Here is a 26,880-nt window from a genome sequence, read left to right as displayed (position 1 = left end):
CCGACGGCACCACGGGCAGGGCCGTGCCCGCGCTCGGCCGCGGGCTGCTCACCCTCGCCGACCTGCCCGCCGGTTACGCCCCCTGGAAGCCCGAGTACAGGCCCTACAGCACCAGCACCAGTCCGGAGTGCGCCGCCGTACTCGACGAACTGGAGTTCAGCAGGCCCCGATACCGTGGCGTCGACTACGCCTTCGCCGGGTTCGCCGCCAAGGGGGCCTTCGGCCCGTGGGTCGTGGAGAACCTGCGGCGCTACCCGACGGCCGTCGTCGCCGACCACGACCTCGACCGCGTCCTGAGGGTGCTGCCCCGCTGCTCGTCGTTCAGCCTCGCCTACCGGGGTGAGCGCCCGGCCGTCTCCGTCGTGCGGGTCACCCCGATCAGGATGGCCGCCCTCGGCGACCGGAGCCGGGCCATGTGGATCACCGTGAACGTCAACGGCGAGTGGGCCTACGGGGAGGTGCTGGTTCTGGCCAGGGTGCGCGCCACCCTCATGGTCCTCAGCCAGCTCGCCTTCCGGCCGCCGAAGGCCGCGGCCGCCCAGGCGGTCGCCGCCAGAGCGGTCGCGAGACTCCGCGCGGCCAAGGTCTGAGACGTGTTCCGCGGGTCCTCACCATGGTGAGGACCCGCGGAACAGGTCAAGGTGCCCGCGTCCCACGAGTGCCGGACCACCGTGGGACGCGGGCACGGCTCACCGTCGCCCGCCTGGGGCACCGTCCCTGTCGCAGACGGTGTCACCGCCGGGCAGGACACCGTCGACCAGATACCGGTTGACGGTGGCGTCGACGCAGGTGTCGCCCGCCGCGAGGTAGGCGCCGTGACGGTAGGCGCCGCGCAAGGTGACCATACGGGAACCGGTCAACGCCCGGTGCATGGCCCGCTGGCCGGGGTAGGGGGTCACCGGGTCGCCGGTCGCGCCGACGACCAGCAGCGGGACGTCGTTGCCGATCGTGGTCGGCGCCTCGACCGGTGCGGTCGGCCAGAAGGAGCAGGGACTGACGTTGCGGGTCATCGGCCCGAACAGCGGCTCGTCGGCGCGGTGGGCCTGGATGTCGCGGAAGTAGGACTGCGGGTCGCGGGTGGCGGGCTTGTCGGCGCAGATGATCGGGGTCCCCGCCCGGTCCTCCGCCGACCCCGAACCGGTGAACAGGCCGTCGAGCGTCTCCTTCAACGACGCCGGGACGGTGACCGTTCTCCCCCGTGCGGCGTCGGCCAGCACCCGCACCTCGGCGGCGAGGCCGGCGTACGCCTCGGGGCGGTCGTCGTAGAGGCGGACGAACAGCAGATAGGGGACGTGCTGGAAGCCGAGCCGATACGGGCCGACCCGCAGCGGACGCCGGGTGGCGGCCTGGTTGACACGCTCCACGGTGGCCAGGACCTCGGCCTCGGTCGTGCCCAGGCCGTACTCGGTGTCGCGCGCGGCGGCCCACGACGCCCAGTTCCGCAGCGCGGCGGCGATCGCCGGGCCGTTCTCCGACAGCAGGTCGGGGCCGTAGACGTCCGGTCCGACCGCGCTGTCCAGCACGATCCGGTCGGCGCGGGCACCGAACATCTGCGTGTAGACGGCGCCCAGGTAGGTGCCGTAGGAGTAGCCGAGATAGGACAGTTTGGGTTCGCCGAGGACCTCGCGGACGACGTCCATGTCGCGGGCGGTGTTGCGGGTCGTGGCGTGGGGCAGCAGGTCACGGTCGCCCTGGGCACACCCGTCCGCCAGCTCCTTCATGAGGGTCACGCTCTCGTCGAAGGTGCGGCGGGTCGGACCGGCGGACCGGGTCGGGGTGTCGGTCGTCCACCGGCAGCGGATCTGCCTGTTGCGGCCGACGAAGCGCGGGTCCATCCCGATCAGGTCGTAACGGGCCGCGACGGCGGGCATGTACCCGGCCAGGAGCACCTGGGGCACCCCGCTTCCGCCGGGACCACCGGGGTTGATCAGCAGGGCGCCCCTGCGCCTGGCCGGGTCGGTCGCCCTGATCCGGGAGATCGCCACCGAGATGGTCCGCCCCCGGGGATCGCGGTAGTCCAGCGGGACGGTGACCTCGGCGCACTGGGCGCCCGCCGCGTCCAGCTTCTCGCCGGTCTCGTCGTCCGGCCCGGTCCTGCAGCCGTGCCAGGTGAGTGTCTGGCGGTGGAACGTTCCTGCGGCCCCTGCGAGGTCCGCGGCGTCCGCTGACGCCTGGCCGGTGACCGCCATCCCCGTCATCAGCGTCGCCCCCGCGGCGACGGCTGTGACGATCTTTCGTGCACGCACGGAAAGCCCCCTGTCGAATGTCGTCACCCCGAAGCTAGGTTCCGCGCGGTTGATCATGATCGGTCATATGGTCGATGGAACTCGACCATATGGACATTCCTCTCTCGTCCGCCCCACGAAGGCCGGCATGATCGAGATCATGCGGACCCGCGTCCTTTTCGTGCGACACGGAGACTCCCTGCACAAGCACGAGCGGGTGACAGGCGGCCCGAAGGGCTGCCGGGGGCTCACCGAGACCGGCAGGCAGCAGGCGGAACGGCTCGGGAGGCGGCTCGCCGCCGAGATCGGGGAGGCCAGGACCTCGGTCTACTCCTCGATCCTGCCCAGGGCGGTCGAGACGGCCACCGCGATCTCTGCGGCCTGCGGCCTGCCCTTCTCCCAGGACTTCCAGGACTGCGGGCTGTGCACCTGGCACATCCCGCCGGAGGCGGACGGGCTGCCGAGCGAGGAGTTCCTGCGGCGTTTCCACGCCGACGGCGGCGGTGTCCACCGGCCCTTCCAGGCGGGCAACGAGAGCTGGGCCGAGCTGGTGACGCGCGTCAGCCGTACCGTCGCCGACCTCGCCTACCGCCATCGCGGTGAGACCGTCATCGTCGTCGGCCACGCGGAGACGGTCGAGGTCTCCTTCAACGTGTTCGGGCTGCTGCCCGCCTACCGGCCCTTCGACCTGGAGGTCTCCCCGGCCTCCGTGACGGAGTGGGTCACCGACGAGGACCCGGGCCGGTGGCCGCCGCCCCGGTGGACGCTCACCCGCTTCAACGACACCTGATCCGGGGCGTACCATGGGGCCGCACACGAAAACGCGGTCCGGTTGGTAGCCCGGGCATGTCGCTCTCGTAACCGCCCTCTCCAGGGATGTCCGGTGTGCCGGAAACGGTCTCGTCAGACCGTTCGTCGGCATACACCTGGGAGGGCGTTGTGATCTCACTGGCCGTTTACTACGAGGGCCCCTTCTGGGTCGGTGTCCTGGAGATGGTCGAGGGCGACGAACTGCGGGTGACGCGGTTCGTCCTCGGCTCTGAGCCGACCGACCCGGAGCTGTACGAGTTCCTGATGCGGCACGGTAGCGCGCTGCTCGCGCGGACCGCGGAGTCGCGCGCCGTACCGGCGGGGGAGCGCGCCGAGCGGCGGGTCAACCCCAAACGCGCCGCCAAGCTCGCCGCCCGCCAGGCCGCCCGGGTCTCCACCAGGAGTACGGCCTCGCAGGAGGCGATGCGGATCGAGCTGGAGGGCCGCAAGCGTGAGGCGGCCACCGACCAGCGGGAGAGGAGGCGGGAACTGGCCGAGTACAAGCGCGAGGTCGCCAGGCGCAAGCGCGTCGAACGGCACCGGGACACCTGACCGGCGGGCCGGTTTCGGCCGCGTCACCGGTTCACCGCCCGCCCCGGGAGCTGCCTGCCCTGGTTCACCGCCCGCCCCGGGAGCCGCCTGCCAGGAGAGCCGCCTGTCCGGTTCGCCGCCTGTCCGAGGAACCGGCGTCCCCGGCGGGTTCGGGCGTCGCCGCCGGGGACGCGCGGGTCAGACGCCGCCGGTGACGGAGATGGTCTGGCCGGTGATGCCGGTGTTGGCGGCCGAACCGAGGTAGACGACCGCGTTGGCCACCTCACGGGCGTCGAGCAGCCGGCCGACGGCCGACAGGTTGATGTAGCGCTGACTGAACGGCTCGATCCGCTCCTCGTTGCGCGCGGTCGCGGTGAGGCCGGGCAGTACGACGTTGGACAGGATGTCGCCGTCCCGGCCGAGGCTGAAGGCCGCGGACCGGCTGAACCCGTGGACCGCGGCCTTGGCCGTCGTGTAGTACTCCGCACCGGCCATGCCCTCGTCGACGAGACCGCTGGAGATGTGCACGAGGCGTCCGAAACGGCGTTCGCGCATCCCGGGGGTGACCAGTCTGCTCAGCTCCAGGTAGCCCTCGACGTTGCGCCGCACCATCTCACGCCAGGCGTCCTCCTCGACCTTGTCGAACGACTCGCCGGGCTCCCATCCCCAGGTGAAGAGGGCGTTGTTGACCAGCACGTCGATCCGGCCGGTCCAGTCGAGGGCGGCGGAGACCACGGCGCGGGCCGAATCGAGGTCGCCGAGCTCGTAGGGGACGACCAGGGCGTGTTCCCCGATCTCCTTGGCCACCCGCCCGGCTTCCTCGGGTGAGCTGCGATAGGTGAGCACCACGTCGGCACCCTCGGCGGCGAAACCCCGCGCGACCTCCCGGCCGATGCCGCCCGACGCTCCGGTCACGATCACGGTACGGCCGTCAAGTCCCAGGTCCATGAAAACCCCTTAACCGATTGGTTTGCTTCGCAACATCGAAGCATCGGGGCAGGGGAGGAACGTCGCCAGGGTGGGTACCCCGGGTGTCCGGCATTGGTGCGGGCGGCGCCTGACCCCGCCCCTCCATACTCCGCTCCCCTCGGGCACTGTCAACGGCTGTTCGAATTAGGCTTGTAACGGACGCCCCATATATGTAATTTGCGTTTCGCACAAAGGGGCGGCGGGCATCTGGACCCCGCGGGCTCTCCCCTCCTGCCGGGGAGGGCCCGCGGACTTCCCTCGACTACGGTGTGCCGTATGTGGCGGTTCACTCCTTTCGAAGAGCGGCTCCACGCGGCGCAGACAGGAGGGGACCTCGCCCGGTGCCTGGGCCTGCTGGCCGCGGCCGACTTCGCGATGCCGATCTCCAGAGCCGCGGCGGCGGGGGACGAGCCCGTGGCCTGGCCGACCTGGACGGACGGCGAACGGACCTGGCTGATCGCCTACACCTCACAGGAGGCGCTGCTGACGGGCACCGGCGGAGCCGTCGGCGACCACCGGATCGTCCTGATGGCCGAACTCGCCGCGGGATGGCCCGACCCCCACTGGGGACTGGCGGTCAACTCGGGGCTTGAGCCCTCCTTCCTCCTTGAGTCGGGTACGGTGGCCCGGCTCGCGGCGCCCACCCTCGCGCAGGACAACGCGGTCGATCCGGGGATCCCGATCGTGCAGAAACTGGTCGGGCCGGAGGAGATCCGGGCGCTGCTCGACGACGGCGCGCCGAGTGTGTCCGGATACTGTCACCACGCCCTCGACGTGGCGCACATCGCGACGCCGACCGTGCTCGCCGAGGCCCTGCTGCAGGAGGAGATGATCACCGATAGCGGATCGGTGAACGTCCTGCGCTGGCCCGCGATCGGGTTCGACCTCTACCGGACGCCCTACGGCGGGGTGGACGAGGAGACGATGCGCGCCGTGGGCGGGTGGGTGGTCGAGGAGCCGCCCTTCGTCGGGCTGGGGCTGGTGCCGAACGTCGACCAGACGATCAGGGAGTACAAGGTGGCCGGGGTCGCGTTGCCGTACGGGGCGGAGATCGTGGAGCTGGGCGACGACGGGGTGACCCGGCGGCGCGCGGTCTACGACGGGGACCTCGGAGGATGGATTCTCCTTGAGGCGGCGCGGTGACCGGCTCCTTCTACCGGGCCCACTGGCGCGGGAGCCCCTACCGGGCCTCTCCCGAACTCCGCGGGGACGGACTGTGGCTGCGTCTGTGGAGTCCGTACGCCGTCGAGGGGGCCGAGGAGGTGGTCGCCGGGCGGTGGATCGTGGTGGTGCCCGCCGGGGAGTGCGAGCGGATCGACCTCGTGACCACGGTCTGCGAATGGCGCGGCGAACCCTTCCTGGTGGTCGGCGAGAGGGAGGACGAGGTGCTGCTGGAGTATCCCGGCGGTCTGGCGCCGGTGGCTCTCTCGCTGGGGTTCGAAAGGGTCGAGCGGGGAGTTTATCGCCGCTGGACCCCCCGCGTGGAAACGGGGAATGCGAGGGAAGAGGCGCGTTCTGTCACGATTTCGTGACTTATGTACGGCTTCTGTAGCTGTTCTGTGATTTAAATAACAGAAGCGAACTTTGTGGTGGACGTTAGGTAGCTTGATCGTGTTGTTCGAGTGAACACAGTGACAGCGTTTACCACGGGGGAGAACGTGCAGCCGGTCGAGAGAGCGGACGCGACAGGTATGCGGGCCTACGCCGACGAACTGCGTCGGACCTTCATGAGCCTGCAGGACGAGGGACTCGACCTGCTGCGGAACGCGAAGGCCGTACAGGTGACCGAGAGGTCCAAGGACGGCCTGATCACGGTCACGGTGAACTCGCGCGGCGAACTCGTCCGGCTCGACATCGACCCGAGGATCTACCGCCACCCCGACGCCAGGGCCCTGGCCGACACCATCACCGACACCGTCCACCGCGCGGGCGAGAAGGCGCAGCAGAAGGTCGTCGAGGTGTTCGAGCCGCTGGTCCCCGCCGACCAGATGCGGGCCTACATCGAAGGCGACGTGGAGAAGATGATGGACCAGCTGGCCGGCATGATGGCGGGGAGGACCAGTGGCGACCTCTGAGCCCGTCCTCTACCTGGGCGCGGTCATCGAGAACGGGATCTCCCAGTGGGACACCATGGCCTCCGACCTCAACGAGGCGTTGTCGCCGGTGTCCGCCGAGCTGAAGGCGCTCAACGCGACGGCGCCGTGGGGGAACGGCCCCGAGGGGCGGGCGTTCGCCGCCCAGTACCTCAAGGGGGACGGCCCCAACCGGCTGGTCGAGACGGGGGCCGAACTGGTCGGCCACATCACGGACGCCGGGACGCTGCTGCGCAAGACCATCGCCAACTCCCGGGCGGCCGACGTCAGGAACGTCGAGGACATGACCCGCCACGCGAAGGCAGTGGCCCAGGGACGTGTGACGGCCTGAGATGGCCGGTAGGGGGGACGTCAACTCACAGACGCCGGGCGGTCTGCCGTCGGAGGACGACTTCGGCGGCGTGTCCGCGACGGACGTGCGGCCGGTGTGGGAGACGGAACAGCTGCCGGACTGGGTGGTCCACTGGCTGATCCCGATGCTCATGTCGGGACAGGCCTGGCCCGAGGCCAGCGAGAGCGGGCTGTGGAAGCTGCGGGAGGTGCACCGGCGGGCCGTCGAGGTCTACGCGGCCTCCTTCGAGCCCACGAGTACGGCGGTGCGGACGATCGCGGCGGACTGGGAGGCCCCCGTCAAGCCCGTCACGTTCTCCCGAATCGGGCAGATGTACGACGAGAAGACCGGCGTGCTGTCCAAGATGGCCGGTCACCACCGGTACGCCCAGCAGACGGACGCCTTCGCACTGGAGACGCAGTACTCCAAGATCTCCATCAACGTGGCCTTCTGGGTGGCCGTCATCGCGATCGCCATCGCACTGCTCGCGGCCTTCTTCTCCGCGGGGACGACCACCCCGATGGTCGGCTCGACCGCGACGGCCCTGCGGGAGGTGATCAGGAAGATCCTCACCCGCCTCGGCATCATGGCGGCACGCCCGGCCGGGGTCGCCGCGGCGAGCAAGCTGACCACCCTGGCGGGCGGCGCGGGGGGCAAGCTGCTGTCCGGCGCGCTGGCCCGCGAACTGTTCGAGGAGATCGGTGAAGAGACCTTCATCGACGCCTACACCCAGTACAAGCAGATCCAGCTGGGCACCAGGAAGAGCTGGGACTGGAACAAGACCATGGCCGCCGTCATCGGCGCGGGCGCGGGCGCGGTCGTTGGAACCAAGATAGGCGGCTCGGTCTCCGGGCTCACCAACAGCCTGCCGGGCATCCGCCAGTTGAACCGGAGCGCGGGCGACCTGCCGGGGTGGGGCAACGCCTTCAAGCGCTTCCCCGGCCGGGCGTTGAACACCGGCCTGAACAACGTGGTGGCCTCGCCCGCGGGCAGCTTCGTCGCCAACGGCCTGGTGTACGGGCAGTGGGCGCCCCCGACGGCCGACTCGCTTGTCGGCGGCTTCATGGGCGGAGCCGGCCGGACGAACACGGTCAGCCCGTTCAACGCCGACGTGGTCGGGGCGTTCGTGAACCCGGCGGGCGCGTTGAACTCCGCCATCGACGCCGCCGCGGCCACCGACCTGGCGAGCGTCGGGACGGACCCGTCATCCGGGGGCGCTCCCGGGAACGACTCAGGGGGCGGCCCGGGGACCGGCCCCGGAACCGGGCCTGGGAACGGACCCGGGAGCGGGTCGCACTCCTCGCAGGGGCCGGTGCAGGGGCCGGTCTCCCCCACCACGCCGAAGTCCTCCTCCACTCCCACGACCCCGCCGGGTACACACGCCTCCCCCGGTACGGCCCCGCACGTCTCCCCGGGGACGAAGACCTCCTCGACCACGCACGTCTCCCCGACCACGCACCCTGCCCCGGACACCGCCCCGGACGCTGCCTCGGACACCGCTCCGGACACGCAGGTCGCCCCGGACACGCAGGTTCCCCCGGGCGCGCAGGTTTCCCCGGACACGCAGCAGACGGACACGCAGCAGACGGGCGCGCAGCCGACGGGCGGTGTTCCGCAGGCCGGGGGGACGCAGGGGAACGGCGCCACCACGACGGAACAGCAGGGACGCCCCGACCAGGCGGCCGCACCGGACGTCACCGACCCCACCTCGACCACCCAGTCCCCCACCTCGCAGAACCCGGCGAACCCGCAGAGCCAGCAGAGCCCGGCGAACACCGGTCACCAGGGGACCGCCGCCGCGAACCCGGCCGACACGACGGCCCCGGCGACCTCGACGGCACCGGAGGGCCCGGCGGGTCCGGCCTCCGGTGGGCAGGGGAACACGGCGCTCGCCGGGCCGACCCCGTCCGCCTCCGCACCCGTGGCCGACCAGCAGGGCGACCCGGTGCCGGACGGGACACCCGCGCGGACGGCCCCGGACAGCACGCCGGGGGCCGCCGTACCGCTCGTGGGTTCCAGGGGCGGAATCCGGCCCGCGGGGAGCATCGACGCCCTCATCAACAGGGGACGGCCCGCACCGCCCGAGGAGATCGACCACGGGGTCCGGGTACCGAAGCTCAACGTGGAGCCCGCCTCGGGGCCGGAGCAGGCGCTGGCCAACGCCCATGACCCCCGCGAGGTGCCGTCGGCCAGGGACTGGGAGGGGCTGCGCGGATCGGTCGATCCGGAACCGGTCACCGTCCCGCACGCCTCGGGGGCGGTCCGCCTGGAGGCGCGCAGACTGTCCGTCCCGTGGCGGGGACAGCGGCGTCCCGTCACCGAGATCACCGTCCGGGTGAGCGTCCGCGCCGATCCCCGGATGAGTCCTGAGGAGATCGCCGCCGCCTACGCCAGGGTGCTCGAAGGGGTTGACCTCTACTGCAACCACCAGCACCGGCTGCCTGACGGTTCACAACTGCACGTGCGGATGGAGTTCGTGGTCGCGCCTGACTCGGCCCCGACCGGCGAGGTCGTCCACCTGCACCCCGGGACCGGGGTCCGCGCCTTCGACTTCGCGGACCTCCAGAGCTGGTCGGGCGAGGGCGAAGTGATCACCGCACCGCTGGACCAGCTGGCGGACTACCGCTCCCGCGCCCCCATCGACCACACGAGCTGGTACGCGGAGATGCCGCCCGTGGTCTTCGCGCACGAGACGATGCACCTGCTCGGCATGCTCGACGAGTACGTCGACGCGCGTGACGGGAACCGGGCCGACCTCGGCGCGGCGGGAGTCCGGGGCGACGCCAACCTGCTGGGGCACACGGTCCTCCTCTGGTCGGGGGGCAACCCGGTGCTCGACCGGGACGGTCACCCGGTGCCGGAGGCCGTCGGGCTCCGCGACCGTCACCTGGAGCACGTCTACGGCCTGCTGCCGGAGAGCGGAGCCTTCACCGCCCGCCCCGAGACCGCGCCCGCGACCTCCGGACCCGTGACCTCCGGACCCGTGAACTCCGAGGCCTCCACGTCAGAGAACCTCGCTCCTGAGAACTCCACGACCGACAACCCCGAGACCCGGCCCGAGACCCAGGACGAGACTCAGGACGAGACCCGGCCCGAGGAGTGGTCGCGGCCCGACTACGAGCCCGGCCGGTTGCCGGGGAACCTGCGGACGCTCCTTGAGGAGTTCCCCGCCGGAGACCGTCCGCTGCTTGAGCACCTCAGGCTCCTGGAGCGCGCCGAGGCCCTCTTCGCCGACGAGGGGCCGCTGACGCCGTACCACCTGGCCTACACCGACGCGCTGGTCCGGATGGCGCAGGAGGTCTACGACACCGGACCGGAGTACTCCTTCTCCACCACCGAACTGGCCCGGCTGCGGGGCCTGTCCGAGCTGCTGCTCGGCGACGCCCCGCCACGGCTGGACGCGCTGGCCGAACAGGTCAACGAACTGCTCGGCCGGGACCGGGACACCACGGTGGAGAACCGGAAGATCCACACTCTGGCCGGCATCGTGGCCGACGTGACGCCCAGGCCGGGGGAGACGGGCAGGCAGACCGCGCGCAGGGCCGTTCTCGAACGCCGGGGCTCGCTGAGCGGTGTCCTCGAACTCCGCCGCGCCGGGATCAGGATCCCCCAGGTCGCGACGGACCCGGCCCTCGCCATGCGGTCCGCCCTCAGCCCGGACGACTCCCGTGGCGCGGACAGTGGCTCCGACAGTGATCCCAGGGTTTTCCAGAGGTTCTGGAACACCCTGATGAACCAGGTGCGGGCCGAGGCGCACCGCCGTGGGACGGGGGTGCTCGACGAGCTCCAGCAGTTCACCCTCCAGCGCGCGCTCGGCAGGATCTTCACCGCCAACCCCGACGACTGGATGCTCAAGGGCGGCCAGGCGATGCTCTCCAGGAACCCCGGGGGGCGCGCGAGCAGCGACATCGACCTCGTCAGGATCTCGGGGGACACCGACCCCGAGGTGATGGCCGCCGAGTACGAGGCCGCGCTGGCCCGTGACCACGGCGACATGCTGCGGTTCGAGCGGGTGTCGAAGGTCCCCATCCTGCACGGCAAGGCCGTCAGGATGGTGCACAGGGTCTACTGCGGCGACATGGAGATCATGCAGCTCAGCGTCGACATCGCCCCGCCGCGCACCAGGCCCGTGTGGAAGGAGCCGGACCTCATCGCCTTCCCCCCGCAGATCATGTCGACCGGCCACCCGGACGAGGCCCCCGCCATCAGGGTCATCTCCTACGAGGACACCCTGGCGCACAAGGTCTCCGGCATCTACACGCACGGCATCAGGACGCTGGAGACGCGCTGCCTCGACTGCACCGCCCGTGGGGGCGGCCTGTTCAGCTGCAAGTCGGGTGACCTGCCGTACCGGTGCCAGGACCTGGTCGACGTCCTGATGATCATCCTGAGCTCGTCGTGGGACGGGCCCGCGACGCACGCCATGCTGCACGCGGAGTTCGCCTGGCGGCTCGAACAGGGCGAGAACATGAAGGTGCCCGAGTCCTTCGAGATCCCCAACCCCGACTGGTTCAGGAAGTTCGACCAGTACGCCAGGACGACACCCGGCCTGCCGTACGGCGGGCTGGCCGAGGCCATCCCGGTCGCGCAGGCGTTCCTCGACCCCCTCCTGCGGCCGGAGGCGCCGCCGGCCAGCCGCTGGGACCCGCAGACCCGCCAGTGGGTCGAGACCGACGGGACGACCCCCGCTCCCATGACCGACGCCGGGGAGTCGACCGCCCCCACGGGAACGCCGAGGGTCCGGCAGCTGGAGGGCCCCAGCGTCGCACCGGCGTCCACGGTCCACGCCGACCCCGACATGGTCGAGCGGTGGGACCACCTGACCCGGGGAGGCCTCGACGAGGAACTGCGGCTGCTCAAGGAACGGACCGACCTCTCCCCCGAGGAGAAGGCGGAGTTCGTCAAGGGTCGGCTGATGTACGACAACGGCTACACGGAACTGACCCGTGTCCCCGGCCCGGAGAACGAGAACTACAAGCACCTGCGCTTCTACGCGCACCAGCGTGGCGAGCTGTACAGCCACGCGGCGGCGCTGATGGCGGACCCGGAGACGACGGTCGAGATCGCCTTCGAACCCGACCGGGGCTTCAAGACCTACCAGTGGGACTCCCACCAGACCCACCTGGCCTTCCTCGGCGACCTCCCGGCGGGCCTCACCGCCGACCAGGCCAACGCCGCCTTCCTGCGCGCCCTGCTCAAGACCCCGGACGTCACGGGCCTCGACCCCGCCACGCTGGCCGACCACTTCGTCGACCTGCACGCCCAGCCGCTCAAGGACGCCCTGGAGCTGCGGCGGCGTCTGATCGAGGACTACGGCATCGAGCCGCACCGGGTCCGGCTGGCCTTCGCCAACACCAGTCAGAAGAGCCACTACGCCGAGACCCAGTGGATGCGGGCCCAGCTCCTCACGCTGCAGGCGATCCAGACCGACGCCGAGCAGGCCAGGCGGCGCATGGTGGACAGGATGCTCGGACCGGACGAGGAGAGCGCCGCCCGCCGTACGGCCCGCGCGCAGGCGGTGGTCGACCGGCTCGGCGCGGCCAACGGGAATCCCGAGGAGTACGCCCTGCTCTGGGTGCGCGACACCAGGGGACAGCCGGTCGGCGGCAGGCACGGCCCGCACCTGGACACCCGGCCCGAGATCCTGCGTCAGACGATCGAGACGCTGCGCGAACGGCACCCGGGGCGGCGTGTCGTCCTGCTCGGTGACGACGTCTTCGCCGGTCGTCCCGGGCTTGAGGAGGCCTGGCAGCGCGAGGGCGTGCTGGACGGCGTCGACATCCGGACGCTGGTGGAGTTCTGGAAGCCGGAGCACAACGAGGGGGTGGCCCTGAACTACGCGGAACAGGGCCTGTTCTTCGCCCGGCTGGCGGCCCAGCACGACGTGGTCCAGATCGGCATGGAGAGCGGGGCGCTGGAGATCCCCGCGATGCTCGGCGTGCCCACGGTCTACTTCGAGGCCCTGGAACACGACGGGAACAAGGGCAACCGCTGGCTGCTCTACTGGCAGGACTGGACGTTCGGCAGGCCGGAGCAGGTCCTCGACGACCAGGGCAACCCGCTCTTCGACCGGATGGGACGCCCCGTCACGAGGTTCGTCGTCGAGGAGACGAGTCCCGCCCCGCTGACCGGGATGCGGAGGGTGTCGTTCGGTCCCGACCTGTCCGACCCCACCAACCGGAGAGGGCAGCCGGTCGCCGTCTACCACTCGGCGCGGCTCGCGGTCACCGTGGACCGGATCGCCCGGCTGGTGAGCAGCGGCCAGCTCGACCAGTGGCCGCTGCGGCTCGGCCGGAGCTCCTCACTCGACGGCAAGGAGTGGATCGACTGGACCGCCGAGGACTGGAGGCGCAGCGCCTACTACGCCGACCAGCTCCGGCTGTGGCTGGGCACCGACGCCACGACGCCCGACGAGGTCGGCAGGAAGTGGCACGGCGTACGGCTCGCCCTGCTCGGCGTGCTGGAACCGCAGTTCATCGCCGACCAGGAGTACGAGGGCCTGTCCCTCGCGCACCCCTACGCGGTCCTGAGCCTGGAGACCTCCCCGGCGAACACGTCGGCGAACACTGAGACCGACCCCGCCGCCCGGATCGCCCAGGCCTACGACACCGCCCAGGAGGAGCGCGGCGTCGCCGTCACCGAGGCGCTCAGGCCGCTGCTCGCCTCGCCCGACCTGGCCCGGCGGGCGCTGGAGGAGCTGCGGCTGTTCCAGCTCACCCCGGCGGAACTCCTCACCCTGGGGGAGGAGATCGACAGGGCGACCGGCAACGCCGTCCGGCCGTACGCGGAACGGCTGGAGATCCCCATCGCCGAGGGGCAGCCGACGCCACGGGAGGTGCTCGAACGCTTCGACCCGACCGTCGCGGGACTTCCCGAGGTCACGCCGGAGGAGGCCGCGCGGTACATCGCCGACAACGTCGCCACCCGGCCGTGGCTCGCCGGCGTCGCGGACCTGGACCCGGCCGTCCAGCGTGTCCTGGTCGCCGTCGACCAGGGGCAGGGACACCACCTCGCCCGGCACGAGGGCTTCGCCGCGGACGGCAGGCTGGAACGCCGCGTCACCTGGCTGGAGGACCCCGCGCAGCTCGACGAGGGGGAGCGGGCACGCTCGACCGACGCGTTCAAGCCGGGGGACAGGGAGCACGGCTGCGCCGACGCGGCCACGGCGATCAGCGACCCCGTCGCGTTCGCCGTCGCCGTCGCGCGGAGCATCGAGCACCCGGCCGTGCGGAACGCCCTGACGACGCCGTTCGACCCCGACAGGCGTCCGGACCGGGTCACCGTGCCGATCGAGGAACTGCTCGGCCCCGACGGCCACCTGTACTTCTCCGGATACAGGATCGTGCCCCTCAACGGTAGCCTTGAGGCCGCGATCTCGAACCGGGCGTCCTGGGTCATGGAGCGCCGCGACCCCGCGAACCTGCCGGAGGACCGCAGGCCGACCGGCCCCGAGCCGCAGGCCGTGCCCATCGCGAGCATGGAGGGGGGAAGCATGCAGTACTTCTTCCAGCCGAACCGTCAAGGTGACGGCTACGAGATCACCACCATGTTCGCGGACCCGGCATGACGGACTCCGTGCTGCTGCGGGTGTGCGCCACCTACTGTCACCCCGAGGCCGACCAGGACGCCTACGACAGCCTGAGACGGCTGGCCGTACGGCCCGGCGACCGGGAGATGGCGCTGTTCAAGGCGGAACTGCGCCGTGCCCTCACCGACCCGGACCGGGTGCCGCCGTCGCTGTACACGGCTGTCCGCTACGACGACGGCAGCGCCGAACGCTTCCTGCGGCGACTGTGGGGGGACCTGTATCCGGACGAGCCGGTGCCTAACCCACCCGGGAGATGATCTCCGCGGCGATGTCCCGGCTCAGGGTCTCGTCGGGTACGGCCCCGGCCTCCGTGAGCATGTGGGCCACCCTCGGTTCGACGGCGGCGATCCGCTCCGGGTGGACCAGGGCGGCGTGACCCCGCCGGTTCCGTGGGGAGAGGGCCGCCGGGTCGACGTCCGGGATGAAGTACTCGACGAACCGCGCGCCGTCGCCGGGGAACTCGTGCCGCTCCGCCAGGGGGGCCAGGTCGGCGTGGAGCGCGCGCAGGTCGACGAGGTCCTTCAGCACGGCGTCCATGAGGACCCTGCGCAGGTCGCCGTGGTCGGTCCAGTCGGCCACCAGGTCGACGACGGTGCGGTGCGCGGTCGTCACCGGGATTCCCTCGACCACGGTCACCTCCTCCGGCGTGAGACGCGCGAGGTGGATCTTCACCGCCCGCGGCGCCTCAAGCGCCTCGGGGGAGGTGAAGATCATCAGAGGACTCGCGACCGAGCCGAGTCCCAGCAGGCGGCAGGCCGACTCGTGGGAGAGCACGGCGTCCTCGTCGGCCGAACGCGGCCGCTCCCAGCGGTAGAGCTCGGGCAGCAGCGCCAGCCAGGCGGCGTAGGGGTAGGCGTAGCGCGGCCCCGTCGACGACCACGCGAGCTGGTACACCGACCAGTCAAGCTCGACGAGCAGCCCCGAGGCGGCGAAGTGGGCGAGCCCCCGGTCGTCGACGCCGACCCTGGCCGCCTGCGCCGCGGTGACCATCCCGTTCTGGCGCGCGGCGACGGCCGACAGCTCGGCGAACCGCTCTTCCCACATCATTCCTCCACCGTCTCCCGCCCGTCTTCGTGGCCTTCACGATGTCCACGCGGTGAACCGTCGATGGCCAACCTAACGCGCGATCCGCCGTGCGGGGCCTCGCGGAGGCGGGAGAGCGATACGTCACACGACCCCTCCGCGCCGGTTCAGGAACGGTGGACGCGCGGGTCGGCCCTCAGCGGGCGCGGCAGCCGTACGGTGATGAACTCGTCGTTGTCGGGTTCGCCCGGAGTACGGCCCGCGGAGAACGGGAAGTTGTTGTCGTTCAGCACACCCAGGGTCCGGTCGTCGAGGATCACCACGTCCTCGATGGTCTGGAACGGGAAGCGGAAGGTCTCCCCGAACCCGCCGAGCCCGGCCGGGTTGGCCAGGTCGAGCAGGTCGGCGACCAGGGTCTTGCGCCCGTCGCGCAGGTCCACCTGGTAGATCCGCTTGAACGCCGCCGCGTCCCCCTGGAGGTTGTCCCGCTCGATGACCAGGAAACGGCTCCCGTCCACCGCGATCATGTCGCCGATCGCGTTGCCCGGACTCTCCAGCCGGTAGGTCCACCGCCTGCCGGTGTAGGAGCGCGAGCGCAGGTCGAACTCGTTGATCCGCAGCGTCCCCGCGGGGTCGCCCGCCACGGTCCCCTCAAGCAACGGGTAGAGGGTGCGTCCGTCGACCGAACGGGCCATGCCCTCGAAGCCCTTGCTTGAGGCGAGGTTCGGCTGCTCGCCGTTCAGGGACGGGTTCTCCGGCGCCCTGACACCGGGCAGCGGGACCGGCGTCTCAAGCAGCCTGCCGGTGGCCGAGAAGTGCAGCAGGAACGGGCCGAACTCGTCGCCGATCCAGTAGGTCCCGTCGGAGGTTCGCACGATCGACTCGACGTCGAAGTCGGCGCCGGTCAGCTTCCGGTCGGGGCGGGTCAGCGGCCAGGTCACGCGGCCGTCGGGGTCGCTCAGGTCGAACCCGCCGAGCACCCTGACCGTCCCCCGCCGGAGGTCCGGCCTGATCCGGTGGACCCGGAGCAGGAAGTCGGCGCTGTTGGCCTTGGCGCCGTAGCCGTTGTCCGACAGCACGTCGAAGGTGCCGTCGCCACGCCGTACGACCCCGCTGAAGCCCTGCACCGGCTGCCCGGGGAAGGGCGGAGTCACCCCGTTGACCGGCGCCGTGCCGAGCTGGGCGCCCGAGGGCTCGCTGCCGGGCACGAACGTCCGGGCAGGCAGCGAGGCGAACCCCGTCAGCACGGCCCTGCCGCGATCGGGCCGGTGGTCGGCCACCGCGGGGGTGGACATCGTCAGCGCCAGTACGGCGGCGCCGACCGTGATCGCCATGCGTCGTCTCATGGCGGCACGCTAGGCATCGCGTGTGAACGGGCGGTGGTGCGCCGCGGGCCGTACGGAGAAGAAATCCGGGGTGCAACAGATGGGCGGGGTCATACGTCCCTGGAGCGTGGAATTCGCCGATTTCGTCGCCGCGCGCGGGGACGCGTTGTACCGGTACGGATACGTCCTGACCGGCAACGCCGAGGACGCGGCCGACCTGACCCAGGAGGCGTTGATGCGTTTGGGGAACGCGTGGCCCCGGATCAAGAAAAAAGATGATCCGGAGGGATATGTCCGTACGACCATGGCACGGCTGCACATCAGCATCTGGCGCAGGCTGCGCAGGGAACGGCTGGTCGCGGCCGTCCCCGAGGGAGCCCACGCCGATGTCCATCCGGACGAGACCGGCCTGTGGAACGAACTGCGGGGGCTGCCGCCGAAACAACGGGCCGTGCTGGTCCTGCGGTACTACGAGGACCTCTCCGACCAGGAGATCGCCGACCTGCTCGGCATCTCCCGCGGCACGGTGCGCAGCCAGGCGTTCCGCGCCCTCGAAAAGCTCAGGGTCCGGATGACCCCCGTGAAGGCGGAGGCGTTGTGACGAACGACAGGAACGAGGCGGACCTGATTCGCGTACTGGCCGACGCAGCCGACCACGCGCCCGCCCTCACCCGGGACCTGGCCGGGGCGGTCCGGGTAAGGACCCAGGCCAGACGGCGCACCCACAGGGCGCGGGTGGCGCTCGTCTGTGCGGCCGTGGTGGCGATCGCGACAAGCCCTTGGGCGATCAGAGGCGTCCTTCCCGGCGGGAGCGGACCGGAAGGCGGTGTGTTCGCGGGCGCCTCCGAGGCCCCCGGCACGGTCGAGGTCTCCAGGAGGCCCGTCCCGCGTCCCGTCTCCGAGGTCTGGCCCAAGGCGGTGTCCAGGATCCCGACGAAAGCGGCGGACGGTCTGACGTACCAGCCCGCGGCGGCACTGAGCCCGACGACGCTGCTGCTGATCGCGGAGTCCTCCTTCGAGAGGGCGGCCAGGCTGGACACCTACGACACGACGACGGGCCGCAGCGAGCCACTCGTCCGGCTACCCTCGCCCGAGGGCAGGCGGAACTACTACGTCCAGAGGATCGAGGTGGGGACCGACACCATCGCCTGGTGGGGCGACGTCCAGGACGACGACACGTGGGCCGACTTCTGGGTGGCCCCCAGAACAGGCGGTACGGCCAGGCAGGTCGGCGAGGTCACGGGGGCGCTCGCCAAGGTGGAGGGGTTCGGCGTCACGCGGGACTCCCTGGTGTGGTCGGTACGCGGCGGCGGGGTGTATCGCATGCCACTGGAGGGCGGCGCCCCCCAGCCGGTTCCGGGGGCGGAGGGACTCACGCTGATCTCATGGCCCTGGGCGTCCGACGTCTCCCTGCACGACGACAGGAACCAGACGAAACTGGTCAACCTCTCCACAGGGCAGACGCTCCCCGTCAACCCGCCGGAGGGAGCCGAGCAGTTCCGGTGTGGTCCCGTCTGGTGCTCCGGCCTGACGAAGGAGGGAAACATCGTGCAACGTGTCGACGGAAGCGACCGCAGGATCCCATCCGCCTTCTCCGGTCCGTCGGCGGCTCCTCTGCGCATGCTCACGACGGGTTTCCTGGGCCCCGCCCAGGGTCCGAGCCCCCGCCTGTCGGTCCTCTACGACCCGGAGACCGACAAGGCTGCGGGATTCGGTGAGCGAACCACGAAGGACCAGGGCTGGTACGGCGTCGGCAGGTCCTCCACGCTCCCTTCGGTCCTCTACACGACCCCCAAGGGGATCATCCCGAAGGGGCCGGACGCCTCGGAGCCGACGTGCGAGGAGAAGTGCACGACGGAGAAATACCTCGTCGTCAACCTCCTGGCCATCCTCACCCCCTGACTCGTCACCACGCTCTTTCCGGCCACCGACAAGACGCCGACGACCGAAGGAACCAGGCCAGACACCCCCGATGTCTCCCGAGGCCGTCCCCGACCCTCTCCACGGAGGGCCGGGCGAGGCGGCCCCAGACATCAACGGAGGAATCGGCCCGTGCATCCCCGGGTGCCCGCGCATCCCTGAGTGTCCGTGCATCCCCGGGTGTCTGTGTGTCCCTGAGTGTCCGTGCATCCCTGGGCGTCCGTGCGGACGCGCCCGGCACACCCCCTGGCCGCCATCGCGACACGGCCGGGCGTGCCGCGACGGCGTTCACATCGTCGGCTCCGACAGACCCCGCCCATCCTCCTGCCCCGATGCCTCCCGCAGCCGTCCCCGACCCTCTCGGGGTTCGTCCGCACGGAGGCCAGGACACAGGTTCCGGCATCGTCCGGTGCCCCGGCGTTTCGCCCACGCTGAGGCCGGGGGCCGTCAGGACCGGGCGCTTCGCGTCACCCGGCCCTCCCCGCCGGGGCCGGGTGGTCGTGGATGGGGGCCGGGTGGTCACCACAAGGGGCCGGGTGGCCGTCAGGGCCGGGTTCTCCGTGTCACCCGGCCCTCCCCATCGGGGCCGGGCGGTCGCTCTGGCGGGCTGGACGGTCGTGATGAGGGGAATGGGCGGTCACCATCGCGGGCCGGGCGGTTGTCACGGGTGGGGCGGGCGCGGGAGAGAGGTCAACCGGCCTGACGGGAGCATGAGGACGTGGATGGGGAGGGGCGAAGCCGTACTGAAAGGGGCGCGCCGTATTGAAAGTGGGCGGCCCCGTACGGGAACTGTATGGGGAGGGGCGGGGCTGGACTGGGAGGGGCGAAGCCGTAAATATCAGGAGATGTCGGGGGACAGTTCCTGGGCGAGGATCGCGGCCTGGACGCGGCTGCGCAGGCCCAGTTTGTTCAGCAGCCTGCTGACGTGGGTCTTCGTGGTCGCCTCCGCCATGTCCAGTTCGACGGCGATCTCCGCGTTGGACAGGCCCCGGCCGATGCACGCCAGCACCTCGCGTTCGCGCGGCGTCAGGCCGCCGACCTCCGGGACCGGCCCGCGCGTCGGAACCGCCCCCCTGAAGGCCGCGATCAGCCGCCGGGTCACCGTCGGAGAGATCAGCCCGTCCCCCCGAGCGACCACCCGCACCGCCTCGACCAGCCCGTCGGCGTCGGTGTTCTTGAGCAGGAAACCGGCCGCCCCGGCCCGCAGCGCGCCGAAGACGTACTCGTCGAGGTCGAACGTGGTCAGGATCAGCACGTCCGTGATCCCGCTCAGCGCGCGGGTCGCGGAGATCCCGTCGAGCCTGGGCATCCTGATGTCCATCAGCACCACGTCGGGCCGCAGGTCACGGGCCATCGCCACGGCCCGCTCGCCGTCCTCGGCCTGACCGACCACCTCGATGTCGTCGTGCCCGTCGAGGATCAGCACGATCCCACTACGCACCGCCGCATGGTCGTCGGCCACCAGAACCCTGACCGTCACAACGCCCTCCCCCCGGGCCCAGTACACACCCTCCGACGCTCGCACACCCCGGCCCCAAAGACCGCCACGGCACTCTTTCTCCGGGCGACATCGCCGATGGTCCGGCGTGACCCTGTGTCCTTGTCCGGGCTGGTCGTGGGGGTCGCCACGATGTTTTCCCGCGGGGCGGATCGGTGTGTTCTGTGCGGCCTGGCCTCGGAGGCCGCCACGGGACCCTTTTTCCGGGCGGCATCGTCGCCGGTTCGGCGTGGGCCCGCGTTTTTGTCAGTCTTGGCCCTGGTGGTCGTCACGGCGCTTTTTCTCCGGGTGGCATGGTCGCCGGTTCGGTGTGCTTTGTTCGGACTGGCCTCGGAGGCCGTCACGGTGCTTTGCCGCCGGGCGGTACGGTCGCCGGTTCGGTGTGGGCTCGTTCCCCTGTCCGACTCGGTCCTGGAGGTCGTCACAACACCATCCCTCCAGGCAGTACCGAGGACTCCTCGGTCGGCAGTTCGGCGTGGACCCGCCAGCCCTCCTCGTACGGCCCGGCCTCGAAGGAGCCGCCGACCAGGCTCGCGCGCTCCCGCATCCCGACGATCCCGGCTCCGGCGCTGGGCAGGTCGGGGGAACCGTACCGCCTGGAGGCCCTCCTGGCCGCTCCCACCGGGTTGTCGGCGACCAGGGTGATCGTCCCGGCGCCGTACTCGACCACCAGATCGACCTTCTCCTCGCCGTGTTTGAGGGCGTTCGTCAGGGACTCCTGAATGATCCGGTATCCGGCGAGATCGACGGCGGCGGGCAGTTCCCTGGGCTCGCCCTCGACGCGCAGCCGTACGTCCAGGCCCGCCTCCCGGGCCCGCGTCGCCAACTCGTCCACTTCCGCCACCCGGCGCCGGATCGCCTCGGCCTTCTCCCCGTCCCCGCTCTGCCTGAGCAGCCCGATCATGGAACGCATCTCGGCCATGCCCTGGACACTGTTCTCCCGGACCGACTCAAGGATGCCCCGGACGGTCGCCATGTCGAGATCCTTGCGGGAGAGCACCGCCGTGGACTGGATGGCGATCGCGCTGAAGTGGTTGGCGATCATGTCGTGCAGCTCACGGGCCATCCTGGCTCGTTCGGCCTCCACCGCCTCCCGCCGGTCGAGCTCAGCCAGCCGCGCGACCTGCTCGGCTCTGGCCCGCTCAAGCTCGGCCTGGGTCCTGAACTGCCTGACGATGAGCGCGCTGACGACCGGCGCGGTGCCGAGCAGGCCGAACTGCGCCGCGGCGATGGCGAAGACCCTCACGTCATGGGAGAGGATCGCGATCACGCAGCCGATGAGGATCGCCAGGGCCGAGATGGTGCCGAACATCCACCTGCCCAACCTGGACGGGCCGTACAGGGCGGCGGAGTAGAGGTTGTCGGTGAAGACGACGATCGTGCCCAGGGAGTAGCCGAAGATCAGATCCAGCGTCATCCCCGTCGTGCCCAGCGCGAGGGCGCTCACCGGGTGGCTGCGCCGTACCACGACGCCGAGACAGGTGAGCAGCAGCGGGACGGCAAGCAACTGGACGGGCACGGTCGAGGGCAGGAAGGACACGAGTTCCGCCAGCGCGGCCGACAACGGCTGGCGGTTGTAGGCTCCGGCGGCGAGCAGGATCAGCCCCATCACCAGGGCGATCACGGCCCACAGGGCGTCCCGTCTCATGGGTTCCATCCCATCATCCCGAGGCCGGCGACTCATCCGGCGGCGGGCGGGTTCGTCGTACACACAAGGATGTAGGCGGGGCCACGGACTTCGTCAGCGCAGACGATGCCCGAACCGGGGGAGCGCGCCGATCCTTGAACCATGGTTCTGGCGGTGATCATCGGTTGCGAGATCGGCTTCTGGGTTCTTCTCGGACTCGGTCTCGTCACGCGTTACCTGCTGCGCATGAGACGTCTCAGTACGGCCCTGCTGCTCGCGGTGCCGTTGCTCGACGTGATCCTGTTGGCCGCCTCGGTGGTCGACATCCGCGGCGGCGCCGAGGCGGACTGGCGCCACGGTCTGGCCGCGGGCTACCTCGCCTACTCGATCGTCTTCGGTCATCGGACCCTCAAGTGGGCCGACCAGCGCTTCGCCCACCGCTTCGCCGGAGGGCCGCCGCCCTGGAAGCCCCCACCCGGCGGCAAGGCCAGGGCCCGCTACGAATGGATGATGTGGCTGCGCACCGTCCTGGCCTGCGCCATCGCCGCCGCCGTGCTGTACGGCCTGGGCTGGCTGGTCGGCGACTGGTCGAAGGCGAGCGGCCTGCTGGAGTTCGGAAGCGTCCTCCCAAGGATCGTCCTCATCTCCCTCCTGTGGCCCCTCAGCTACACCCTCTTCCCCAAGAAGGAAGCCCCTGTGGAGAACTCCGTTCCCTCGGACCACTCCGTTCGGTAAGGACCCGGGGCCGCTCCCATGGGGGCTGTTCTTTCGGGGGCGTTCTCAACGGGTGACGGGGAGTCGTTCTCTTGGCGGGTGCCGCTGCCCGGGGTCCGGGTCGTTCTCTCGAAGGGCTCCGTTCGCTGGTGGGGTGCCCGGGGGTTTCCGGACAGGTGGCTTTGCGGATGTTGATCCAGTGGCGGTTCATGCCGAACTCCCGGGCCACCGCGGCGATGGAGCGAGGGCCGTCCAGCACCATGCGGACGGCTTCCTCTCCGAACTCGGGCGAGAACTACCTGCGACGTCGCGTCACGTGTTTACCTCTTCCAGGCTCTCGGTCAGGACTGTCCGGAAATCGTGAGACTCCCTGTGGGGCCCTTAATGTGCTCTGTTCAGGAGGACCGCGTAGGCACCCTCGCATTGGTGACCGGGGAACCCTCCCCCGCGTCGACGACGGCTGAATCTCTTCCTGGAACCCGGGCGTCGCCACAGGGCCAGTCCTCACCCGTCGTCGACACCGCAGGGCGTTCACACCGATCACGGCTCCCACCACACCAACGACGCCTTCGACCAGTCCTGCGCCAACCGGCAGATCCACCGCTCGGCTGGCCGTACCGGCGTCTGACACGACAGCCGAATCGTTCTTCGCCATGATCAAGACCGAGTGGCCGGACCGGTTCGTCCTCATCACCCGCACCACGGCCAGACAGCAGGTCATCCGCTACATCGAAGGCTTCTACAACCGGCGCCGCCTGCACTCGGCACTTGACTACCGCACCCTCTCGAAGTACTCCCTGAGCACTCCACACGCCCACAACCCACCTGTCCGTAAAAACCCAGGCACCCCGGTGAGCTTCGCTGAGTTCTGATGCCTCGATACCCGTCAAAGTGGCACCATGCTCGCCAAGGCCCCGCTGCGTACCATGCGGGATATGCGTCCCCTCCAGCACCCGGATGTCTCGACGATCACACTGCCCATGATGCTGAGCGCTCTGGCCGACGAGGTCCGCCTGACGGTCGTCCGTCGGCTCGCCGAGGCCGGGGGTGTGGTCTGCGGCCAGTTCGACGTCCCCGTGAGCATGTCCACGCTCTCCCATCACCTGAAGGTCCTGCGCGAGGCCGGGCTCCTACGCGTCACGCCCGAGGGGAGTTTCCGTCGTCACGAACTCCGCCTCCCCGAGATGGAGGCCCGCTTCCCCGGCGTCCTGTCCTCGATCCTCAAGACCGCCCCCTGAGGACTTTGGGGACCTCCGGTGCCACAGCCGATAATTTGGCTGAGCACCCACCCACGCCTGGTAGAGTTATCCCCGTCGCCAAGGCCACCAGGCCAAAACGACAGGCAAGCGGCCGTAGCTCAATGGATAGAGCATCTGACTACGGATCAGAAGGTTAGGGGTTCGAGTCCTCTCGGCCGCGCAGCAGGTCAGAGGCCCTCCGGGATCATCCCGGAGGGCCTCTTTCATATCCGTACAGCAGCGAAATCTATCGCCTCCGCCGCCGTCTCTGACGGTGTGCCAGAGATGGTTCCTGAGAGCCCGCTGACGAGCCCCTGTTCTGTCTCATCCGTCTGCGAAGATCCTGGACTCCGCGTACGTCCTGACCGCCCGCCCCATCAGCGGCGAGCCGACCCCGAGCGACGAGTCCCGCGAAGTCCGCTGAGTCCCCCGCGATCAGATCGCCTCACTGACTATGGACCGGTCGATGCGCCTGCGGTTCGGTCACTTCCTCGACGACACCGCCAGTCGCACATCGGGTAAGTACGCTCACGCCGTCGAGTGTCACGACGAACCGAGATGTCTGCGCCCATATACCCTGAACGTTCCCTCGTTCTGGAAGGCGATCTTATGGCCGAGCGCACTCTTACCGATGAGCTGTATGAGGCAGAACGCCGCTTGCAGGCGGCCATGCTCGCCGGAGACGTCGAGGAACTCGACCGACTGCTCGACGAGCGGCTTGTCTTCACCGGCCCGCCGGACGGCGCGTGCCACCCGCAGGCCAAGCAACTCGACCTAGACAACCACCGTTCACGCCGACAGGCCATGACCAAGCTCGTCGAGGAAGACCTGACCGTGGTCGTCGCGGACGCCACCGGCGTCTCCTGCTTCCTCGGCACGCTGGAGGGCACGTTCGCGGGGGAGCCGTTCTCCATGCGGCTGCGTTACACCCGTACCTGGGTCCACACCGACGAGCACGGCTGGCGCATCCTGGCCGCCCACGCCAGCCCGGCGTAACGTCAGCTCCCCGCGTCCAGCGCGGCCTGTACGGCGTGCACGGCCGCAGTGATGCATGGAGTCGCCTTCGTGATCGACCGGCTGACCAGATGCTCCGGGCCGTACCGGGAATGGATCTCCAGCAACCGGGCCTCCGCCTCGACCAGCTCCGGGCGTTCCTTGTCGAACTCGGTGTTCAGCACGTCCAGCAGGCCGCGCTCGGCCGCCTCGTACTCCGCGCACGTGTGGTGAGCCACCAGTCGGGCAATTGTGTCATCGGCCCGCTGAACGTCGCGCAGATACCGGGCGCCATCCAGTGCATGGGAACCCGTGTCGACCAGCGCGGGGGAGTATCCGATGTCGTGCAGCCAGGCCGCTGCGGTCAGCAGGTCGGCCTCCGCGCCGAGGATCGGCGCCAGCGACACTGCCCGCGCAGCCACCCCCTGACTGTGCGCCCACCGGCGCGGCAGCGGCTCTTCCAACAGTTGCCGGGCCAGCTCACGTGCCCATTCGGCTTGTCCCATGCGCTTCACCATAGAAACCGTCCCCAGAACCCTTCCAGATATGACGCCAGACGTCCTAAGACGTCTCAAAGCACCGCAGGGCGGACTAACCGCCCCTTACCGTGCCGCGTCACAACCAGTCCCTCGCTCTCCAGTTCGGCCAGGGCCTGCCGGACGGTGTTGCGGGATGCCCCGTACCGCCGCCGCAGCGCGCTCTCACTCGGCAGAGCAGTACCCGCCGCCAAGACACCCGTGGTGATCTGCTCACGCGACTCGGCGGCGATCGCCTGGTAGCGGTACAGCGCTGCCCGCTGCTCTGGGCCTTTCACCCGGCGTCCCGCGCCGGGCATCGTGTCGATCAGGCCCTCGTCCTCCAGAACGGCCAGCGCTCGCCGGACCGTACTGCGGGCCACGCGAAAACGCTGGGCCAGCGCCGCCTCCGAAGGCAGGGCGCCGGCCGGAGGGTAGTGACCGGCAGTGATCTGCGCGCGGAGCCGTTCGGCAATCCGGTCGTAGACCTACTTGCCGGTCAGCCACCCGTCGGTGCCGTCGGTCATACGTCAACGGCCATGTGCGCCGCGGATGTTGCCCAGGTCAATGTTGAGCGTGCCCTGCTCGCCCTCGCGCCAGCCCCGCCGTGCGGCGGCGGCGATGTCCTCGGCGGCCATCGGCAGGTGGATGGTGGAAGTGCGCTCGTCGGGCTGGTCACCCTAGTAGAACCAGTAGAAGACGACCTGGACGTAGCTGCGGCGGGTACGGGCGTTGTGGTCGGTGATCTCCAGGCAGGGCTGGCCGTTGTGATCGGCAGTCAGGAAGGTCGGCACGTACAGCGCGGCGAGGTAGCTGCGCAGCGTGGTCAGCAGGTCCTGCTGGCGGGCGATGATCTTCTCTCGGTTCATGGGCGGGTGCTCTCGTCGGCTCAAGACCCCGGTAGGAGGTGCCAGGAGCGATGCCGCTGAGTTTTCTGCGCGGGGTCGGACACGGGCACCACGACTTGAGGGACGCCTAGGGACGTCTTATTTTAGCGTCGCCGGTACCGACCTGCTCCGGGAGGTGCACCCGCATGAACGAGAACCTTCGTCACGCCCTCATCCGGGCCCGCCTGCAGCCCCTCGACGTGGCCACCCACCTGACCGTCGACCCCAAAACCGTCTCCCGTTGGCTGGCCGGCCGCGTCCCCCACCCGCGCCACCGCCTCGCCGTCGCCGACCTCCTCCACGTCGACGAAAACGACCTATGGTCCGAAAGCGCCCGCCGACGCCCGGGAGTGTCAACCGAGATCAAGGCCGTCTACCCGCACCGCTGGGCCGTACCGGCCGACGTCTGGCGCACCTTCTTCGTCTCCGCGCAGACCGAGATCGGCATCCTCGTCTACAGCGGCCTGTTCCTCGCCGAAGACGCCGGACTACTCCGCATCCTGACCCAGAAGGCAACTTGCCGGAGTACGGGTACGCATCCTGCTTGGCGACCTCACCAGCCCCCACGTCGCCACCCGTGGAGTCGACGAAGG

The 26,880-nt window shown here is 70.3% G+C and carries 23 protein-coding genes and 1 tRNA gene; 15 read left to right on the top strand and 9 right to left on the bottom strand.

What is annotated here, in order from left to right; all coding sequences use genetic code 11:
• Positions 1 to 689: 689 nt before the first annotated feature.
• On the bottom strand, positions 690 to 2,246 hold the full coding sequence (locus ACFOYY_RS21535; protein WP_386191243.1) for an alpha/beta hydrolase: 1,557 nt from the start codon (positions 2,244 to 2,246) through the stop codon (positions 690 to 692).
• 139 nt (positions 2,247 to 2,385) lie between these two features.
• Between ACFOYY_RS21535 and ACFOYY_RS21530 the strand changes: the two genes are divergently transcribed.
• Positions 2,386 to 3,015 carry a histidine phosphatase family protein gene (locus ACFOYY_RS21530; protein ID WP_386191240.1) on the top strand — a complete coding sequence of 210 codons (630 nt, stop codon included), beginning with the start codon at positions 2,386 to 2,388 and terminating at the stop codon, positions 3,013 to 3,015.
• A 149-nt stretch (positions 3,016 to 3,164) separates the two neighbouring features.
• Positions 3,165 to 3,587: a YjdF family protein gene (locus ACFOYY_RS21525; RefSeq protein WP_352012856.1), complete on the top strand. Its 423-nt coding sequence runs from the start codon at positions 3,165 to 3,167 to the stop codon at positions 3,585 to 3,587.
• 177 nt (positions 3,588 to 3,764) lie between these two features.
• Here the strand turns inward: ACFOYY_RS21525 and ACFOYY_RS21520 are convergent, their stop codons facing one another.
• Positions 3,765 to 4,514 (bottom strand): SDR family NAD(P)-dependent oxidoreductase, encoded by a 750-nt coding sequence (locus ACFOYY_RS21520; protein ID WP_352012857.1) that lies wholly within the window; start codon positions 4,512 to 4,514, stop codon positions 3,765 to 3,767.
• 297 nt (positions 4,515 to 4,811) lie between these two features.
• Between ACFOYY_RS21520 and ACFOYY_RS21515 the strand changes: the two genes are divergently transcribed.
• The 6 genes from ACFOYY_RS21515 (at position 4,812) to ACFOYY_RS21490 (ending at position 14,804) form a co-directional block, all read left to right on the top strand.
• Entirely contained in the window at positions 4,812 to 5,678 is an 867-nt protein-coding gene (locus tag ACFOYY_RS21515; RefSeq protein ID WP_386191235.1) for an SseB family protein, read from the top strand.
• Entirely contained in the window at positions 5,675 to 6,067 is a 393-nt protein-coding gene (locus tag ACFOYY_RS21510; protein WP_352012859.1) for a hypothetical protein, read from the top strand. Before ACFOYY_RS21515 ends, ACFOYY_RS21510 begins: the two co-directional genes overlap by 4 nt.
• 99 nt (positions 6,068 to 6,166) lie before the next feature.
• Positions 6,167 to 6,610 carry a YbaB/EbfC family nucleoid-associated protein gene (locus tag ACFOYY_RS21505; RefSeq protein WP_386191232.1) on the top strand — a complete coding sequence of 148 codons (444 nt, stop codon included), beginning with the start codon at positions 6,167 to 6,169 and terminating at the stop codon, positions 6,608 to 6,610.
• On the top strand, positions 6,597 to 6,959 hold the full coding sequence (locus ACFOYY_RS21500; RefSeq protein ID WP_386191229.1) for a hypothetical protein: 363 nt from the start codon (positions 6,597 to 6,599) through the stop codon (positions 6,957 to 6,959). Before ACFOYY_RS21505 ends, ACFOYY_RS21500 begins: the two co-directional genes overlap by 14 nt.
• A 1-nt stretch (position 6,960) precedes the next feature.
• Positions 6,961 to 14,526, top strand: a complete 7,566-nt coding sequence (locus ACFOYY_RS21495; RefSeq protein WP_386191226.1) for a nucleotidyl transferase AbiEii/AbiGii toxin family protein — start codon at positions 6,961 to 6,963, stop codon at positions 14,524 to 14,526.
• A complete protein-coding gene (locus ACFOYY_RS21490; RefSeq protein ID WP_386191223.1) occupies positions 14,523 to 14,804 on the top strand; it encodes a hypothetical protein in 282 nt (93 codons plus the stop codon). Before ACFOYY_RS21495 ends, ACFOYY_RS21490 begins: the two co-directional genes overlap by 4 nt.
• Here ACFOYY_RS21490 and ACFOYY_RS21485 read toward each other — a convergent pair.
• Positions 14,785 to 15,594, bottom strand: coding sequence for a type IV toxin-antitoxin system AbiEi family antitoxin domain-containing protein (locus ACFOYY_RS21485; RefSeq protein ID WP_386191220.1), 810 nt, complete (start codon positions 15,592 to 15,594; stop codon positions 14,785 to 14,787). The two genes, ACFOYY_RS21490 and ACFOYY_RS21485, sit on opposite strands and share 20 nt — an antisense overlap.
• A 143-nt stretch (positions 15,595 to 15,737) precedes the next feature.
• The gene (locus ACFOYY_RS21480; protein ID WP_352012865.1) at positions 15,738 to 16,916 is read right to left on the bottom strand and encodes an esterase-like activity of phytase family protein; all 1,179 of its coding nucleotides are present in this window, start codon (positions 16,914 to 16,916) and stop codon (positions 15,738 to 15,740) included.
• 106 nt (positions 16,917 to 17,022) lie between these two features.
• Between ACFOYY_RS21480 and ACFOYY_RS21475 the strand changes: the two genes are divergently transcribed.
• Together ACFOYY_RS21475 and ACFOYY_RS21470 are read left to right on the top strand one after the other, a co-directional pair.
• Positions 17,023 to 17,496, top strand: coding sequence for a SigE family RNA polymerase sigma factor (locus tag ACFOYY_RS21475; protein WP_352012866.1), 474 nt, complete (start codon positions 17,023 to 17,025; stop codon positions 17,494 to 17,496).
• Positions 17,493 to 18,797 carry a hypothetical protein gene (locus ACFOYY_RS21470; protein ID WP_386191216.1) on the top strand — a complete coding sequence of 435 codons (1,305 nt, stop codon included), beginning with the start codon at positions 17,493 to 17,495 and terminating at the stop codon, positions 18,795 to 18,797. The genes ACFOYY_RS21475 and ACFOYY_RS21470 overlap by 4 nt, the downstream gene beginning before the upstream one ends.
• Before the next feature lie 856 nt (positions 18,798 to 19,653).
• Here ACFOYY_RS21470 and ACFOYY_RS21465 read toward each other — a convergent pair.
• Positions 19,654 to 20,295 (bottom strand): response regulator transcription factor, encoded by a 642-nt coding sequence (locus ACFOYY_RS21465; RefSeq protein ID WP_352012868.1) that lies wholly within the window; start codon positions 20,293 to 20,295, stop codon positions 19,654 to 19,656.
• A gap of 439 nt (positions 20,296 to 20,734) precedes the next feature.
• Positions 20,735 to 21,961 (bottom strand): sensor histidine kinase, encoded by a 1,227-nt coding sequence (locus tag ACFOYY_RS21460; protein ID WP_386191213.1) that lies wholly within the window; start codon positions 21,959 to 21,961, stop codon positions 20,735 to 20,737.
• 141 nt (positions 21,962 to 22,102) lie between these two features.
• Here ACFOYY_RS21460 and ACFOYY_RS21455 point away from each other — a divergent pair, with 141 nt between their 5' ends.
• The 5 genes from ACFOYY_RS21455 to ACFOYY_RS21435 all read left to right on the top strand — a co-directional run bounded on the left by ACFOYY_RS21455 (position 22,103) and on the right by ACFOYY_RS21435 (position 24,888).
• Positions 22,103 to 22,675: a hypothetical protein gene (locus ACFOYY_RS21455; RefSeq protein WP_352012870.1), complete on the top strand. Its 573-nt coding sequence runs from the start codon at positions 22,103 to 22,105 to the stop codon at positions 22,673 to 22,675.
• Positions 22,676 to 23,118: 443 nt separating this feature from the next.
• A complete protein-coding gene (locus ACFOYY_RS21450; protein ID WP_386191628.1) occupies positions 23,119 to 23,526 on the top strand; it encodes an IS3 family transposase in 408 nt (135 codons plus the stop codon).
• Between the two features lie 63 nt (positions 23,527 to 23,589).
• A complete protein-coding gene (locus tag ACFOYY_RS21445; RefSeq protein ID WP_352012871.1) occupies positions 23,590 to 23,892 on the top strand; it encodes an ArsR/SmtB family transcription factor in 303 nt (100 codons plus the stop codon).
• 108 nt (positions 23,893 to 24,000) lie between these two features.
• Positions 24,001 to 24,073: transfer RNA gene (locus ACFOYY_RS21440), tRNA-Arg, on the top strand.
• Positions 24,074 to 24,501: 428 nt separating this feature from the next.
• Positions 24,502 to 24,888, top strand: coding sequence for a nuclear transport factor 2 family protein (locus tag ACFOYY_RS21435; RefSeq protein ID WP_386191211.1), 387 nt, complete (start codon positions 24,502 to 24,504; stop codon positions 24,886 to 24,888).
• Between the two features lie 2 nt (positions 24,889 to 24,890).
• Here ACFOYY_RS21435 and ACFOYY_RS21430 read toward each other — a convergent pair whose 3' ends face one another.
• The 3 genes from ACFOYY_RS21430 to ACFOYY_RS21420 all read right to left on the bottom strand — a co-directional run bounded on the left by ACFOYY_RS21430 (position 24,891) and on the right by ACFOYY_RS21420 (position 26,269).
• Positions 24,891 to 25,307: an HD domain-containing protein gene (locus ACFOYY_RS21430; protein ID WP_386191208.1), complete on the bottom strand. Its 417-nt coding sequence runs from the start codon at positions 25,305 to 25,307 to the stop codon at positions 24,891 to 24,893.
• A 149-nt stretch (positions 25,308 to 25,456) separates the two neighbouring features.
• On the bottom strand, positions 25,457 to 25,876 hold the full coding sequence (locus tag ACFOYY_RS21425) for a GntR family transcriptional regulator (RefSeq protein WP_386191624.1): 420 nt from the start codon (positions 25,874 to 25,876) through the stop codon (positions 25,457 to 25,459).
• Between the two features lie 204 nt (positions 25,877 to 26,080).
• Positions 26,081 to 26,269 carry a hypothetical protein gene (locus tag ACFOYY_RS21420; RefSeq protein ID WP_386191206.1) on the bottom strand — a complete coding sequence of 63 codons (189 nt, stop codon included), beginning with the start codon at positions 26,267 to 26,269 and terminating at the stop codon, positions 26,081 to 26,083.
• Between the last annotated feature and the right edge of the window lie 611 nt (positions 26,270 to 26,880).

Source organism: Streptosporangium jomthongense, from assembly GCF_042650425.1.
GTDB lineage: Bacteria > Actinomycetota > Actinomycetes > Streptosporangiales > Streptosporangiaceae > Streptosporangium.
The sequence above is the reverse complement of the archived record's forward strand: the minus strand, read 5'-3'. Positions and strand labels throughout refer to the sequence as shown.

Excerpts from the sequence above, each read along its gene's own strand:
- ACFOYY_RS21480 (WP_352012865.1), bottom strand. The coding sequence starts at position 16,916 with ATGAGACGACGCATGGCGATCACGGTCGGCGCCGCCGTACTGGCGCTG.
- ACFOYY_RS21445 (WP_352012871.1), top strand. The coding sequence starts at position 23,590 with ATGCGTCCCCTCCAGCACCCGGATGTCTCGACGATCACACTGCCCATG.
- ACFOYY_RS21455 (WP_352012870.1), top strand. The coding sequence starts at position 22,103 with ATGGTTCTGGCGGTGATCATCGGTTGCGAGATCGGCTTCTGGGTTCTT.
- ACFOYY_RS21460 (WP_386191213.1), bottom strand. The coding sequence starts at position 21,961 with ATGAGACGGGACGCCCTGTGGGCCGTGATCGCCCTGGTGATGGGGCTG.
- ACFOYY_RS21485 (WP_386191220.1), bottom strand. The coding sequence starts at position 15,594 with ATGATGTGGGAAGAGCGGTTCGCCGAGCTGTCGGCCGTCGCCGCGCGC.
- ACFOYY_RS21490 (WP_386191223.1), top strand. The coding sequence starts at position 14,523 with ATGACGGACTCCGTGCTGCTGCGGGTGTGCGCCACCTACTGTCACCCC.
- ACFOYY_RS21515 (WP_386191235.1), top strand. The coding sequence starts at position 4,812 with ATGTGGCGGTTCACTCCTTTCGAAGAGCGGCTCCACGCGGCGCAGACA.
- ACFOYY_RS21420 (WP_386191206.1), bottom strand. The coding sequence starts at position 26,269 with ATGAACCGAGAGAAGATCATCGCCCGCCAGCAGGACCTGCTGACCACG.
- ACFOYY_RS21435 (WP_386191211.1), top strand. The coding sequence starts at position 24,502 with ATGGCCGAGCGCACTCTTACCGATGAGCTGTATGAGGCAGAACGCCGC.
- ACFOYY_RS21520 (WP_352012857.1), bottom strand. The coding sequence starts at position 4,514 with ATGGACCTGGGACTTGACGGCCGTACCGTGATCGTGACCGGAGCGTCG.
- ACFOYY_RS21530 (WP_386191240.1), top strand. The coding sequence starts at position 2,386 with ATGCGGACCCGCGTCCTTTTCGTGCGACACGGAGACTCCCTGCACAAG.
- ACFOYY_RS21495 (WP_386191226.1), top strand. The coding sequence starts at position 6,961 with ATGGCCGGTAGGGGGGACGTCAACTCACAGACGCCGGGCGGTCTGCCG.